The organism is Vibrio sp. V08_P9A1T1 (genome assembly GCF_963874405.1).
Lineage (GTDB): Bacteria > Pseudomonadota > Gammaproteobacteria > Enterobacterales > Vibrionaceae > Vibrio > Vibrio anguillarum.
Genome location: NZ_CAWNIB010000044.1, coordinates 1 through 14,501, shown reverse-complemented (window position 1 = coordinate 14,501; position 14,501 = coordinate 1). Strand labels below are relative to the sequence as shown.

Below are 14,501 nucleotides of genomic sequence, written 5' to 3'. Positions count from 1 at the left end.
CTCCTAATTCTATTTATATTTCACCCTAGCACACAAACACAAATGATAGTAATTACCATTTAGATCTAATATCATTGCGCACAGCTTGAATCTGTTATTGATGAATAAGGTAATAACTCAGATGTACACTAAAACACTACTATCAGCCTCCATATTGCTAGCGCTTTCCCCTGCTGCTCTCGCAGAAGAAGTTTCTCGATTCGATGAGGTTGTTGTTTCGGCAACGCGAACTTCTCAAACTATCGAAAATACCGCCGCTTCTGTTGCTGTGGTTTCGAGCAAAGACATTGAAGCCAATATGGCAAAAGATGTCGCAGCTATCCTTGAATATACCCCTGGAGTTTCAACCAATAGCTCATCTCGCCAAGGTGTACAGACCATCAATATTCGCGGCGTAGAAGGTAATCGAATCAAAATCATGGTTGATGGAGTCACACAAGGACAAGCATTCGACGGAGGTCCTTACTCTTTTGTCAATTCGAGCGCTATCAGTATCGATCCCGATATGGTAAAGAGTGTTGAAGTCATCAAAGGTGCGGCGTCAAGCCTTCACGGCAGTGATGCCATTGGTGGTGTCGTCGCTTTTGACACCAAAGATCCTCGTGATTTCCTAAAAGGAGACGCAACCACAGGCGGACAAGCAAAGCTTTCCTACTCTTCAGAAGATAAATCTTTCAGTGAACATATTGCCATTGCAAATAGAAGTGGCAATTTAGAGACCTTGGTCGCCTATACTCGCCGTGATGGACAAGAGCAACAAAATTTTGCAGATCGTAAAGAAGATTATTCGATAGAGAGTCAAGATAGTGCAAAAAATGACTTGCTACTTAAGCTCCAATATCAACTGAGCGATGCTCACCGTTTGGAGTTCTTTGGTGAAGCACTGCATAACAAAACAGATTCTGATATCGCTCATTCCAGTTACAAAAACTATCATGGTCAAGATACAACGAAACAGTATCGCCTTGGCATCAAACACATTTGGCTAGCTGACTCTGCCATCGCAGACACCATCACTAGCCGAGCATCTTGGCAAAGCAAAGAAGATAACGGCTTAACGCACCGTTTTCAGCCAGCATCGTCAGGAAGGCCTCCTTACACTCCAGCCAATGCGGACAACCAACAAACCAAAGATTACTTCTATAATGAAGATAAAATTGAATTAGAAACGCAACTGGATAAGTTAGTTACCTTAGGTCAAACCGAACATAACTTTATTTATGGTTTAAATTTTGCCAGTAGCGATATTTCAAATACCAATACAGAACTCAACTCGGATCCTGCAACGCCAAATCAAGTTTTGGTTTATACACCGGATGCTACAGACCAAAAAATCGGCCTCTTTGTTCAAGATGAGATCACCCTTTTGAGTGGTAATTTGATTGTCACACCTGGCCTTCGTTATGATTCATTTAGCACCGATCCCGGTGGTAGCACCACAGAACCTCTCGTTAAATTTGACGATTCAGCACTCACCAGCCGTCTTGGCGCACTGTACCGTATCAATAATCAACATTCAGTCTTTGCTCAAGTCAGCCAAGGCTTCCGTGCCCCTAACTTTACTGAGCTGTACTACACGTATGACAACATTGCTCACCGTTATGTGAACGATCCAAACCCATACCTTAAGTCAGAAACAAGCTTGGCCTATGAATTGGGTTATCGTCACAATACAAACGTCTCGGCAACTGAAATTTCTGCATTTTATAGCGATTATGATGATTTCATTGAACGAGTTACAACTAAAAAAGTGAACGGAATAACCCACTACTCCTATGTCAACTTAAGTGAAGCGACGATCAAAGGGATTGAATTATCAAATCAATTAAAATTGGATCAATTAATTGGAGCCCCGAATGGTATGTCAACACGCCTAGCGGCAAGTTATAGCAAAGGTGAAGATGGTAACGGACGTCCATTGAACAGCGTAAACCCATGGAATGTTGTCGCAGCACTAAATTATGATGATGAAAGTACCACTTGGGGTACTAGCCTGAAGTTGAATTATACTGCTGCGAAGTCAGCCGGTAATATCAACCGTGACCAACTTAATAGCGGTACAGAAAACCAAGTTGAACTGCCGAGTGCGACCATTGTCGATATCACCGCTTACTTTAAACCAATGCAAGATGTCACGATTACTGCGGGTATATTTAACTTAACCGACAAAGAGTACTACCGTTGGAATGATATCCGCGGTAAAACAAACTTAGATAACGACTACTCTCAAGCTGAGCGTAACTATGCTATTACCGCTAAATATGAGTTTTAGCGATTAAACCATTATTCACAAAGCCAGCGTTATGCTGGCTTTGTTGTTCCATGAACTCCTCAATAAAAAAGGCTAGATAACTAGCCTTTTCTTCCAATATCCAATGTATCTTGAGCGATTAAGATTATGCGTTGGAAATTTTCTTATGCCCTTCATCAAGGTGCACAAAATCAACCATATCATCACCAGACACTTGATACGCCTGGCCAAAGCCTTTCACATAAAGACCTTTTTCTACTTTCAATTGGAATAAAGCAAAGTCTTGTAGCTGGCTTAAGCCGTCAATGATCTCGCCAAAACGAGCTTGCATTTGGCCAATGACTTGCTGCCATAACGCCGTTTCACGTGGTACAACACTCGCAACGGCGTCAAACGTCAACCGTTGACGGGCAAAAATCTGTTTTGATGAGTTTTCATCTGCAATCATCATCAAGGAGACGTGCGGGTTCACCTCCAAGTTACGCGCATGACGAGCGATGTGCGAAATCAGCACAAAGTAACCTTCTTGGTTTTGTACAAATGGCGCGTAGCTCACATTCGGACGGCCTTCAGCGTCCACTGTAGCCAATTGCAATGTACGACGTTCTTGACGAAACTCTTGGATTTCAGGTTCCAATCGTCCTTGTAATCGCTCTTGTTTGATCTGCTGATCCATGACTTTCTCCTCGGCCCTTTCGCATTGCGTTCAGGGCTTATCGTTATATCAATATTATTGGTTGGAATGAACGTCTTGTTGTAATGCTTTAAAACGTGCGACTTGCTCTGCAATCAGTTCGCGCTTTTCATCTCGGCCTAGATAAATTTTAAAAATGTTATCGCCTTGCTCACTAAAGAAACCAAAGTAATGACTTTCACGTCCCATAAAAGGCTTGCTGACTAAAGCAACGTGTTGGATGGATTCCAACTTTAAGTGGCCGTGTAACTCACCCTCTTTACCCATCAAGTTATAATAGCCACGAGCCAACTTCCCTTTTGGAAAAGGCGCTTTCACTTCAAATATAGAGCCAAAAGAGTGGACAATCGTTGTGACCATTCCCCAATCCGCTAACGATTCCAACAGCGATTGAGCTTGAGCCCCATCAACAATCGCAACCATCTCTTTAGGCAATGCCTGCACCACTTCAAATTCGGTCACATTCAACTCTTGCGCCATCGCTGCCGGCAATAAGGTCGGTTGTTGCTCTAATAAAGAGGCCACTTTCTGTTCAAGTAAATCCATATTCATTTCCAGTTCGTTCTTCGCTTTAAATCGCCTTACGCTGGCTCAGTACATCACATTAATCGCCACTAAAAACCCGATCTAGTAAGTAAAATTATGGCAAGGGTGAATTAATTCAGGTTGTTTATGATTTATTGTGGTTGATGGAAAACCCTGTGCTAACAAGGCATTTCTAACCCAGCTTTTAAATTCGTAAAATCATAATTTGATGCAAATGATAATGCAATTGATAATTGATCTTATTTTGATGTTGAGTAATAATCCCTTCATCAGACAGAACGCTTTGTTGTTATATGGAGTACCACGTGAATTTCACTAGATATCTTGTCGCTGGCAGTCTATCTCTCGCGATTCACGCGGCGATCTTGTTTGTTGATGACGAATCAAAAGTGTTTGCCATGCCTGCGGGAAATCAATCCACCTCAGTGTCGATTAACTTTGTGGCTCAACCTCAAGCTCAGGTAGTACAAGAGCAAGCAACAAAAACCCCACCTCCAGAAAAGAGAGCCAACAAACCCAAACCAGCAAAAAAAGAGCCGCAAAAAGTGGTGCAGAAAAAGAGCCTGTCAAAACCGGTAAAAGACAAACCGGCTCCTAAAATACCGACAAAATCAGCACAAGTGCAAACTCCTGTAAAGGAAGCTGTGACATCCTCTGTAGAGAATGAAAATAGCGCTGAATCGACACCGAAAACCGCCGCCGCCCCAAGCAGCAGCGGCGCAACTAATCAACCGAAATTAGTCGATGCGCCGTCTTTTGTTACTCGCCCAGCCCCTCCTGTTTATCCAAGGCTTGCACAAAAACGAGGAATTGAAGGGGTCGCTATGTATGAGGTGTGGTTAGACGAAAACGGCCGCCAAATCAAACAGGTGCTGCTCTCTTCGTCGGGCGCGGCGCTGCTGGATGAATCGGCTCTTAATGCCATCAAACAATGGAAATTCTCTCCTCAAGTGGTGAACGGCGAAAAAATAGCCCACCGAGTGCAAATCCCAGTACGTTTTAAATTGGAAGGATAATGGAACTACTTACTCAACTAGAACAACAACTTGGTCTGATGGCCTGGCCTCTTTTTGTCTGCTCAGCACTTGCGACCATGATCATTACTGAACGGCTTTTCCAAGTACTGCTTAGCCTTGGTGTTGGAAAAGGTGCGATCGGTAGTGCGCTCAACCAAATATCACCGACCAATACAGCGCAAATTGAGGCGTTAGCCAGTGAATTCTCCAGCAAGCGCCCATTGCTTTACAAAGGGGTTGCCATGCTGCTTGCTCATCACGATTTCTCTAAAGGATTACGTGAAGATGCGGCGGGCATTTGGTTGCAAGAAAAGCGTCATCAACTGCATTCCGGACTGCGTATTTTATCTTTGATTGGTGTGATCAGCCCACTGCTAGGCTTACTTGGCACTGTGTTAGGTTTAATTGAAATGTTCAAGGGGGTGGCGCTCTCTTCTGGCAATATTACGCCAAACGACCTTGCGGATGGCCTAGGGATTGCGATGCGAACCACGGCTGCAGGTTTGCTGATCGCGCTTCCCGCAATTACCGGCGCTCAGCTGCTTGGCGTATGGGCTGACAGAGTGATGGCAAAACTTGAGCACACACTAAATTATGTCAACTTATGGCTCGAAGGTGTTTCTTTACAGCATGATTGCACCACCAAACAAGAGCGTGTAGCTAAGTATGAAGACGTCTCTGACAATGATGTGGTTAATGCATCATGATTAAGACACCGCACTCTCACTCATCCTCATTAATGCCAGATTTAACGCCATTGTTGGATATCATTTTTATTGTCATGGTGTTTTTACTGCTTACAGCCGCAGTTAAATTTGAGTCATTAGACGTTTCACTGCCAACAACCGACTCACCCACCGTGAGTGAAGTGAACAAGCAGTCAATCACAGTGAATCTTCTGGCGCACGAACCTTACTGGGCTATCGATGGCAAGCAGTATATCGATTGGAATAACTTCACATTGGCGTTGTTAGAACAAAGCAAAGCGAGTGATCGCCCGATCGTGATTGGCGCAGACAAAACCGCCGAAGTGCAGCAGTTGGTTAAATTGCTGGCGTTCTTGCAAGACAATGGCATCGCTGCCACTCAGTTATTAACCGACCATCCCCAATAGCCTATTCATACACGCTTTTAAAAACCGTATGATTTTCATGAGTACAACACGATGACACACAAATCTCTTTCTCATTGGCTTGTTGCCATAACGCTCTTCATCTTATCACCTTGGCTCTGCGCGCAAGAACGGATCATCAGTGCGGGCAGCGCGGTGACCGAAATCCTCGTTGCGTTAGGCGCACAAAATAAACTTGTTGCGGTCGATGTCACCAGTGAAATTCCAAACGATCTTGCTCTCCCAAAAATCGGTTATCATCGCCAATTATCCGCAGAAGGATTATTAGCCTTAGCACCAACACAATTGATTGGTTCTAGTGAAATGGGGCCAGAAAGCACATTGCAACAGCTTAAAGGCGCTGGCGTTAACGTCGAGGTGGTGAATGATGAATCCACACCACAGGGGTTGTTGGCACGCATTGACCAAATCGCGACGCTCGCTGATGCAAAGCCTCAAGCTAAAGCGCTCAAACAGCAAGTTCAAAGCACAATAGCGGCGTTAATCCACCATCAATCTACCCACAAGACTCCGAAAAAGGTGCTATTTCTTCTTATCCACGAAGGAAGAGCAGCTAACGTGGCGGGCAGTGACACCACGCCAAACAGCATTATTGAGTTGGCTGGCGCGGTTAACCCAGCCGCTGAACAAGTGACGTCTTATAAACCACTGTCCATGGAAGCGATAATTGAGATGCAACCAGACGTGATTTTAGTCAGTGGCCGCAGTTATGAAAAACTCGGAGGAGCAGACGCCATTTTGCAATCCATACCGACGTTAGTAGCAACTCCGGCTGGGATAAATAAGCAGATCATCACCATCGATGGCCACGCTCTCGTCGGCGGGTTAGGCCTTAAAAGCTTAGCTGAAGCGCAACGTCTAAACGCATTGCTCTATCCTTAAGGAGCTTATTTTGTTACGTCATCTCTCAAAAAATGTGGTGAATGCAACGCTGTTAGTTTTGGTAATCTTAGTGAGCCTTTATTCTGTCACCGTTGGTCCAATGAATATCAGCTTCAGTGACAGCATAAAAAGTCTCGTGCTACACTCCAATGACATTGCCGCGCACATCAATTTAGTCATCCACGAGATACGCTTTCCGCGTACCCTGCTCTGCTTGTTGGTTGGAGCAATTTTGGCGCTGTGCGGAACGGTGATGCAAGGCTTGTTTCGTAATCCATTAGCTGAGCCTGGCATTATCGGTGTTTCGGCAGGTTCAGCCCTCGGAGCCGCACTTGCGATTGTGCTATTCGCCAATTTAGCGCTGTTTTCCAACCCGTGGATGAGCGCTGCGGTGGTACCTATTTTTGCCTTTTTAGGCGGTGCATTGACTACCTTGTTGGTTTACCGATTAGGCACCAGTAAATTTGGTACTTCCGTCACCATCATGCTACTCGCAGGCGTCGCCATCAGCGCGCTATCGGGGGCGGGTATTGGCTATTTGAATTATGTTGCAGACGATCAAATGCTACGCGATCTCTCATTGTGGTCAATGGGGTCACTGGCGGGTGCAAACTGGCAAAATATTCTCTTGTGCGCTGTGACCTTACTGCTGCTGCTAGTCTGTTTCTCCCGTCAAGCGATGGCGCTCAACGCATTATTACTTGGCGAGTCTGAAGCGCGTCATCTAGGCATTTCTGTGCAACGACTTAAACGTTCAATGATTTTACTCAGCGCACTCGGCGTTGGAGTGACCGTCAGCGCGGTGGGTATGATTGGTTTTATCGGTTTGGTCATCCCTCATCTAGGCCGGATGCTGGTTGGCCCCGATCACCGTAGTTTGATCCCCATTTCGGCTTTACTTGGTGCACTCTTACTCACTGTCGCCGATATGTTTGCCCGTATAGCAGTGGCACCTGCGGAGCTGCCTGTCGGGATTGTGACTGCGCTGGTGGGTGCACCTTTCTTCCTTTATCTTCTGTTTCAACAAAAAGGCAAAGTATTTTGAGTACAACGGCAGCGATCCAAGCCAGTAATATATCGGTTAAATTTGGCCATCGAACCATTTTGGATAAGATTGATATTGAGATTTTTTCAGGTCAAGTCACGGCGTTACTTGGCCCCAATGGTGCTGGAAAAAGTACCTTGCTGAAAATACTCAGCGGTGAAATCTCATCAACAGGCAAAATGGCTTACTTCGGTGTTCCGCAAGCACTGTGGCAACCGAATGAGTTAGCAAAGCACTTGGCTATTCTTCCTCAGCAAAGTACGTTGAGCTTTCCTTTTATCGCTCAAGAAGTGGTGGAATTAGGCGCACTGCCATTAAATTTAAGCCACCAACAAGTCAGTGAAGTGGCACTACACTACATGCAACAAACCGATATCAGCGATAGAGCGAACAATCTCTACCCGGCTTTATCGGGTGGTGAAAAACAACGTTTACATCTGGCGCGGGTATTAACTCAACTTCACCACTCCGGTGACAAAAAAATCCTGATGCTGGATGAACCAACGTCAGCGTTAGATCTGGCTCACCAGCACAATACACTGCGCATTGCACGTTCATTAGCACACCAAGAACAGTGCGCTGTTGTAGTCGTGCTGCACGATCTCAACCTTGCGGCTCAATATGCAGATCGCATGGTGATGCTGCACAATGGCAAACTGGTTTGTGATGCGCCACCTTGGGAAGCGCTCAATGCAGAAAGGATTGAGCAGGTATATGGCTACTCGTCGCTTGTCGCCGCACATCCAACCATGGATTTCCCAATGGTCTACCCCATCTAATATTGTCCTTAATAATTGTCCGTATTTGTGGGCGCGTCCCTTCGCTATAATGCGCCCCAATTCTTTATATCGTTTTTTAAAAGGTACCCCATGAGTCAGTACGTCGTCTGTGCACTCTATAAGTTTGTTGAACTCAATCACTACCAAGAGCTGCAAGCACCGCTTCTTGAACTAATGGAGGAAAACCAAATTCGTGGCACGCTATTATTAGCCAGTGAAGGAATTAACGGCACCGTGGCATCAACACGCAAAGGGATAGATGTGCTACTGGCTTGGCTTGATGCTGAACCGAACTTGAAAGGTACGGTTTACAAAGAATCACAAGCCTCAGAGCAGCCATTTAACCGTACCAAAGTGAAGCTAAAAAAAGAGATTGTCACTATGGGCGTTGAAGGTATTGACCCTCGTCACGTTGTGGGCACTTACGTGAAACCAGAAAACTGGAATGCGCTAATTTCAGACCCTGATGTGCTGGTTGTCGATACCCGTAATGATTATGAAATCCAAATCGGCACCTTCAAAAATGCGCTTAACCCACACACTGAAACCTTTCGTGAGTTTCCTGATTATGTGAAGAAGAACCTCGCACCAGAGAAACACAAAAAAGTCGCGATGTTTTGTACTGGTGGGATTCGCTGTGAAAAATCCACGGCTTATTTAAAAGAGCAAGGGTTCGATGAGGTGTACCATCTCGAGGGTGGCATTTTGAAATACTTAGAAGAAGTGCCGCAAGAAGAGAGCTTATGGCAAGGTGACTGCTATGTGTTTGATGGCAGAGTGGCTGTAGGGCACGCTTTAAAAGAGAGTCACTACGATGTATGTAACGCTTGCCGTTTGCCGATTACCGATGAAGACAAACAGAGCGAAGTCTACGAGCAAGGCGTCAGTTGTCCATCCTGCTTCGGTACTCACTCTGCGGAACAACTGGCCCGTTTCCGTGAGCGAGAAAAACAAGTTCAGCTCGCAAAACAGCGTGGAGAAGCACACATTGGCGGCGATACCGCATCACTGATCGAGCAAAAGCGTGCGCAAAAATTAGCACGTAAAGCTGAGCAGCGCGGCTCAAAGCGCTAATATTTACCCCAATGCTTACTTCAAAGGATTCAAATCCTATTGGAATAGAAAAAGGCCGCAGCGTTAAAACTGCGGCCTTTTTTTTAAAAAAAAATCACTGAATACCGTATTTCGCTAAAATGGCATCAAATGTTCCGTCAGCTTTAATCGTGGCTAACCCTTTGTTATACGCATCAATATATTTCTGCGCATTAGGGTTCGCTTTGCCTGAGGTAACATGTAAAGGATTTTTAGACAAAGATGCCGTGGTAAACTGAAAATCACTGCTATTTAAGCCCGCCTCTTTCATGGTCGATAACGCAACCAACTTATCTTCAAGGGTAAGATCAATTCGTTTGGCTTGCAGTTTCTTCAAGTTAGTCGTGAGATCATTAGCGTCTGGTTTGTTGAAATTAGTGGCGGATAAAAAGTCATCCCCATAACCATAGCCCCTAACGATGCCAACTTGTTTGCCACTCAAACTATTTAAACCTGAAAATTCGAAAGCATCGCCTGCTCTTTTAATAAAGCTCAGTTCATTTTCTAAATATGAGTCACTGTAAAGTAAATAAGCCGTTCTCTCCTGCGTATACCAAGTTGCGGGCAACAGATCAATTCTGCCTTTACTCACCTCATCTAATGCTCGTGACCAAGGCATGATTTGAAAATTGACGTCATAGCCCTGTGTTTTCATAGCCGCAACAGCGATTTCTACCGATAGCCCCGGCATGCTTTTATCCGGTGAAATGAACGGTGGCCATGGATCTTGTGCAGCCGTAATAGTAGCAGCAAAGCTACTCGGTAAGGCCATCATCATACTGAAAATAAAGATCAACAGACGCTTCATACTTTCTTCTCCTTGAAGGTGGAACTTATGTTTTGAACTTACGCATATGAGTTTTAATGTTTGAGCTCAGTTGAAGAACTTCTTTCGTTCTCTGAGCATTATCTTGACCACTACTCGACAGCTCATTAGTGGCCTCTGATGCTTCAACAATCGCCTGACTGACTTCATCAATGGCTTGTTTCTGCTCTTCTGTAGCATGCGAAATCTCGCCATTTCTTTCAGAAATTTCAGAGATAGTATTTTTCACCTGCTCAACAGAATGTTGTGACTCTGATACTCGCTTAGCGGTACTTTCTAACAAATTAGAGATGCGAATAATTTCTTGCTCAACCGATTCTGTTGCACTGCTAAGTGAGCGAATATTGGTTTGGATTTGTTCGGTGGATTGGCTAGTTTTGGTCGAAAGGTTGCGTACTTCATCAGCCACTACTGCAAAACCACGGCCATGCTCACCTGCGCGTGCCGCTTCAATAGCAGCGTTCAGTGCCAGCAAGTTGGTTTGCTCGGAAATGTCATTAATCACCCCGACCACCGTTGATATTTTTCGCCCTTCATCAAGCAGCTTATGCATTTCCGCGTTTACCGAACCCATTTCGGAACGCATGTTTACAATCTCGGCAGCAGAGCGTTCTATTGAGTGGTAAACATTATCGACCAATTGAGAAGCCTCACTTGCTTGCCTTGCGGCGTCATTAGCGGTTTCAGCCACTGTTGCCACCGACTGACTCATCTGTGTGGAAGCGGCAGCGACGGTCGATAAACTGTGTTTTTGTTGATCAATTTGCTGCGCATTTCTCATGGCAACCTGACCACTCATCTCTGCGGTGTCTTTTAATTGCACAGAAGCATTCGTTACTTGTACAACTATCTCCCTTAGCGACTCCGTAAAATGATTAATACTGCGGATGATCTGCGAAAACTCTCTATATTTGGGTTCTGGAATGATACGACTTAAATCCCCTTCACCGGTTGCAAGATCGGCCACTCGCTCTGTCAAATCGTTGAGCGGGCGAAGGACGGCTTTCGTTAACGCCAAAATTAGGAATACAATCATTACGCTATCTAAAATCAGCAACTCAATCAGGCTATATTGCAGACTTTGTAACAAGGTTTTTTCTAGCCTATCTGTGTTATAGAAAAGCTCTACCTGACCAACTTCATTTTCCTTTTCATACTCAACAAAGGTGAGCTTTTGCACCGAAGAGAGCATGGATTCGTATTGTTTCCCCTCATTGGGTTCCATCTCTTTCACATCTTGAGAGTCGGGTGATGTACTCAGGAAAAGAAGCGGTGTACCACCCGCATCTTTCACTCTAACCGCTTGTATGTCTGGGTTATTTAACTCTGCTGAAATAGTGAGTTTGGCGGCATGTAAATCAAAATCCCAAATTGCTTTAGGTAGGCTGTAGCTCAAACGCTCTTTTGCATTCAAGATTGATGTATCTAGGCTATGCTGCAACTCCGCTTTCTTTGACTGGTAATCAATGTAACTAGAAATGCCCAACACAATGGACACTGCCAGAACAACTTGGGTAACAAAGATCACTTTGACACTTTTCCACATACTTCATTTCGCCTTAATCAATGGTATGAGTTAAGCACTGCGTTGACTTCATCGCACCGCATGATAACCATCTGACTCTTGTGTTTAATAAATAGGACAATGCAGACCAGAAGAGAGGTCAATATCATCTCTGCTATTGTCTGAACTCATACCGATCATGTTGATCTCACTTATCTTTTACTTAAGGATAGACCAAGAAAGAAAAAGGCTATTATTTTTTAAGCCGAAAGTTTACTTTCGGCTTAATTTAGAATTGAGTAGCGAATGAAGAAGCGCTGACGGGCTGGATAGAAGAGTATTTGGCCGTGGTCAACGCATTCAATAGCGATACCCCTGTCGCTTCTTGATCGGTAAAAACTCGCGCAGTCATCACAGCTTTTCCGCCGTTGATGAACACTTCTAATGAAGAATTATCCGCGAGAATCTGCAGCTCAACCTGTTCACATTCTAAGGCCAATTCACGAATCACATCACCTTGGCGTATCAAAGTATGGGAACGATCAAAGCGTAATACTTTTTGCTGGGCATCCAAACTCAGTTCAATGTATTGCTCATCTTTTTCAAACAAACGTAAGCTTGCCCCCCACGGCAAAGTGATACACATTTCAAAACTTTTGGTGTTGAGAATGGTGCATTTATCGCTTAAGTCCAAACTTACCGGCTGGTTGCATAACTGCTCTAGCTCCCTTATAGGCCTTTGAATAATTTGACCATTCTCAACACTCAACTCTCGCAGTGCCGTAAGTTGATGCAGCCAGCCGTTGTCACAACTAGGATGATTAATTTCGTCAGGCAACCCCATCCATGCACACAAGACACGCCGCCCGTCTGCCGTCTGCATTGTTTGAGGAGCATAAAAATCAAAGCCGTGATCCAGTGGTTGCAGATGACAAAAGTGAGGATGATCATTTTCATCCCATAAGACTTTTGCAATACGATTCTGATGGATAACTGTGTGGTTCACGTTATCTGAAATAATCCCTTGGGGGCCAAAAACAAAATAACTTTGGCCCGCAATTTCAAACAGATCGGGACATTCCCACATGTAACCTAGCGGTGCGATTTCTTCACCAAATAGACCATCGAAATGCCACTCTTTAAGATCATGTGAATGGTAAATCGCCAGCCGACCTTGCAACTGCGTTGTTTGCGCGCCAAGCAACATGAGCCATTTGCCTCGGTGGCGCACTATTTTAGGGTCGCGAATGTGTTCCGTGACACCCGTTGGCAAATTACGGATCACTGGGCCACGTTTTTCAAAACGGAGGCCATCTTGCGACACAGCTAAACACTGCGTTGTTTGACGCAATCGCTGTTCACCTAACCGAACATTGCCAGTATAGAAAAGCATCAACGCATCGTTGTGACTTAAAGCATGACCAGAAAAAACTCCGTGACTGTCATACCAATCTGATGGAGTCAGTGCAATACCTTGCCATTGCCAGTGAATAAGATCAGTACTCGTCAGTTGTACCCAATATTTATCCTTGTGCTCACACCCATAAGGATACCACTGATAAAAAAGATGATATTTTCCTTGGTGATAAATGAAACCGTTTGGATCATTGAGCAGCCCTTGCGGCGGAGAAATATGCCACGTTGGACGAAAGGGACAATCGTTTGGCGAGGAATAGGCGTACGCATTAAGCCGCAGCTGAGAGTCAATCATTCGACCTAAACTGTTGATCAGTTCATCGGCATATTCATTGATGCTATCTTGTTGAATCAAAAATGAAAGCTGCCATTCACCGAGCACTTCTCGCAAGCGCATATAGCTCGGCAAAACATTGACTAAAGCTGGATCTCGCAGCGCAATAACGATTTCGCCTCTTGGTGCAAGTACTCGCTGAATATTGGCCGGGCCTCCCACTAATCTCACCATCTCTTCAAATGACATTTTTTCTACTGGCACTGTTTCTAATGACATGACTTACACTCAATTTCTGGGAACGATTGCAAAATATAAAAAAATAAGCCAGCTTGCAAGCATTGGTGAAATATTGCCCTCAATTATGCGGGCTTCCCCTCAGCAAGCACCTTCAGTCTTAGCCGGTTTCACGTTCGATATTTTGGAATGTTAACACGACTTTACTCATCTCCTGCCCACGACCAGCAATACGTTCAAGCAACATCTTGGCTGCATTTTCACCTGCTTTATCAAAGGCATAGTTGAATGTTGATAAGCTTGGGTTACTGACAAATGCGAGCTCATCATTGCCAACTCCTAATACTTTTATTTGCGATCCAACCTGAACTCCAGACTCTTGTAGTGCTTTCACCGCTCCAACCGCAATTCTATCGGTTGCGCAAAAAAGACCATCTAATTGTGGATATTGAGTGATTAATGTTTTAGCTTGTAAGTAACCAGATTCAATCGAAAAATCACCACGCATATGAAACAACAGGGTTAAATTGTTGATACCCAGTGCTTGCTCTAACCCTTGAGAACGCAAGCAATCCACCGCTACGTCATCGCTCTGAACACCAATAAAACCAATGTGTTGACAACCTTTTGCTATCAACCGTTTACCCGCTTCGAATCCAACGCGAAGATCATCATGAACAATACTTGGGATATCGTGCAGTGAGCCATCTTGCCCAACCAATACCACCGGGACATTAGATTGTTGGATTGCTTTCACTAATGGCATATCAAGGTGTGTGGCGTAAAGTACAATGCCTTCGACCCTCT

General features: G+C 44.7%; 14 protein-coding genes. 8 read left to right on the top strand and 6 right to left on the bottom strand.

Annotated features, from left to right (window positions below; all coding sequences use genetic code 11):
• The first annotated feature begins 121 nt into the window (after positions 1-121).
• Positions 122-2,272 (top strand): TonB-dependent hemoglobin/transferrin/lactoferrin family receptor, encoded by a 2,151-nt coding sequence (locus AACT21_RS02595; RefSeq protein ID WP_094164118.1) that lies wholly within the window; start codon positions 122-124, stop codon positions 2,270-2,272.
• Positions 2,273-2,396: 124 nt separating this feature from the next.
• Here AACT21_RS02595 and hutZ read toward each other — a convergent pair whose 3' ends face one another.
• Together hutZ and hutX are read right to left on the bottom strand one after the other, a co-directional pair.
• Positions 2,397-2,927, bottom strand: a complete 531-nt coding sequence (gene hutZ / locus AACT21_RS02590) for a heme utilization protein HutZ (protein WP_017048628.1) — start codon at positions 2,925-2,927, stop codon at positions 2,397-2,399.
• A gap of 54 nt (positions 2,928-2,981) precedes the next feature.
• The gene (hutX, locus tag AACT21_RS02585; protein WP_088732522.1) at positions 2,982-3,491 is read right to left on the bottom strand and encodes a heme utilization cystosolic carrier protein HutX; all 510 of its coding nucleotides are present in this window, start codon (positions 3,489-3,491) and stop codon (positions 2,982-2,984) included.
• A 305-nt stretch (positions 3,492-3,796) separates the two neighbouring features.
• Here hutX and AACT21_RS02580 point away from each other — a divergent pair, with 305 nt between their 5' ends.
• The 7 genes from AACT21_RS02580 to trhO all read left to right on the top strand — a co-directional run bounded on the left by AACT21_RS02580 (position 3,797) and on the right by trhO (position 9,419).
• The gene (locus tag AACT21_RS02580) at positions 3,797-4,507 is read left to right on the top strand and encodes an energy transducer TonB (RefSeq protein ID WP_026028299.1); all 711 of its coding nucleotides are present in this window, start codon (positions 3,797-3,799) and stop codon (positions 4,505-4,507) included.
• Entirely contained in the window at positions 4,507-5,214 is a 708-nt protein-coding gene (locus AACT21_RS02575) for a MotA/TolQ/ExbB proton channel family protein (RefSeq protein ID WP_013856734.1), read from the top strand. The genes AACT21_RS02580 and AACT21_RS02575 overlap by 1 nt, the downstream gene beginning before the upstream one ends.
• Complete coding sequence (locus AACT21_RS02570; RefSeq protein WP_094164117.1) at positions 5,211-5,621, top strand: ExbD/TolR family protein; 411 nt, start codon at positions 5,211-5,213, stop codon at positions 5,619-5,621. The genes AACT21_RS02575 and AACT21_RS02570 overlap by 4 nt, the downstream gene beginning before the upstream one ends.
• Positions 5,622-5,672: 51 nt before the next feature.
• Positions 5,673-6,521, top strand: a complete 849-nt coding sequence (locus tag AACT21_RS02565) for a heme/hemin ABC transporter substrate-binding protein (protein ID WP_094164116.1) — start codon at positions 5,673-5,675, stop codon at positions 6,519-6,521.
• A 100-nt stretch (positions 6,522-6,621) separates the two neighbouring features.
• On the top strand, positions 6,622-7,566 hold the full coding sequence (locus AACT21_RS02560; protein WP_232471681.1) for a FecCD family ABC transporter permease: 945 nt from the start codon (positions 6,622-6,624) through the stop codon (positions 7,564-7,566).
• On the top strand, positions 7,563-8,345 hold the full coding sequence (locus AACT21_RS02555; RefSeq protein ID WP_094164115.1) for a heme ABC transporter ATP-binding protein: 783 nt from the start codon (positions 7,563-7,565) through the stop codon (positions 8,343-8,345). Before AACT21_RS02560 ends, AACT21_RS02555 begins: the two co-directional genes overlap by 4 nt.
• Before the next feature lie 90 nt (positions 8,346-8,435).
• The gene (gene trhO, locus AACT21_RS02550; protein ID WP_026027546.1) at positions 8,436-9,419 is read left to right on the top strand and encodes an oxygen-dependent tRNA uridine(34) hydroxylase TrhO; all 984 of its coding nucleotides are present in this window, start codon (positions 8,436-8,438) and stop codon (positions 9,417-9,419) included.
• Between the two features lie 94 nt (positions 9,420-9,513).
• Here trhO and AACT21_RS02545 read toward each other — a convergent pair whose 3' ends face one another.
• From AACT21_RS02545 to AACT21_RS02530, 4 genes are all read right to left on the bottom strand, one after another.
• A complete protein-coding gene (locus AACT21_RS02545) occupies positions 9,514-10,245 on the bottom strand; it encodes a transporter substrate-binding domain-containing protein (protein ID WP_013856728.1) in 732 nt (243 codons plus the stop codon).
• Between the two features lie 25 nt (positions 10,246-10,270).
• Positions 10,271-11,809: a methyl-accepting chemotaxis protein gene (locus AACT21_RS02540; protein ID WP_094164114.1), complete on the bottom strand. Its 1,539-nt coding sequence runs from the start codon at positions 11,807-11,809 to the stop codon at positions 10,271-10,273.
• Between the two features lie 247 nt (positions 11,810-12,056).
• A complete protein-coding gene (locus AACT21_RS02535) occupies positions 12,057-13,736 on the bottom strand; it encodes a glycoside hydrolase family 32 protein (RefSeq protein WP_094164113.1) in 1,680 nt (559 codons plus the stop codon).
• 118 nt (positions 13,737-13,854) lie between these two features.
• Positions 13,855-14,501, bottom strand: a 647-nt coding sequence (locus AACT21_RS02530; RefSeq protein WP_094164112.1) for a trehalose repressor, incomplete at its 5' end; no start/stop codon positions are given.

Coding starts and splice junctions, on each gene's coding strand:
- AACT21_RS02595 (WP_094164118.1), top strand. CDS start 122: ATGTACACTAAAACACTACTATCAGCCTCCATATTGCTAGCGCTTTCC.
- hutZ (WP_017048628.1), bottom strand. CDS start 2,927: ATGGATCAGCAGATCAAACAAGAGCGATTACAAGGACGATTGGAACCT.
- hutX (WP_088732522.1), bottom strand. CDS start 3,491: ATGGATTTACTTGAACAGAAAGTGGCCTCTTTATTAGAGCAACAACCG.
- AACT21_RS02575 (WP_013856734.1), top strand. CDS start 4,507: ATGGAACTACTTACTCAACTAGAACAACAACTTGGTCTGATGGCCTGG.
- AACT21_RS02570 (WP_094164117.1), top strand. CDS start 5,211: ATGATTAAGACACCGCACTCTCACTCATCCTCATTAATGCCAGATTTA.
- AACT21_RS02565 (WP_094164116.1), top strand. CDS start 5,673: ATGACACACAAATCTCTTTCTCATTGGCTTGTTGCCATAACGCTCTTC.
- AACT21_RS02560 (WP_232471681.1), top strand. CDS start 6,622: ATGAATATCAGCTTCAGTGACAGCATAAAAAGTCTCGTGCTACACTCC.
- trhO (WP_026027546.1), top strand. CDS start 8,436: ATGAGTCAGTACGTCGTCTGTGCACTCTATAAGTTTGTTGAACTCAAT.
- AACT21_RS02545 (WP_013856728.1), bottom strand. CDS start 10,245: ATGAAGCGTCTGTTGATCTTTATTTTCAGTATGATGATGGCCTTACCG.
- AACT21_RS02540 (WP_094164114.1), bottom strand. CDS start 11,809: ATGTGGAAAAGTGTCAAAGTGATCTTTGTTACCCAAGTTGTTCTGGCA.
- AACT21_RS02535 (WP_094164113.1), bottom strand. CDS start 13,736: ATGTCATTAGAAACAGTGCCAGTAGAAAAAATGTCATTTGAAGAGATG.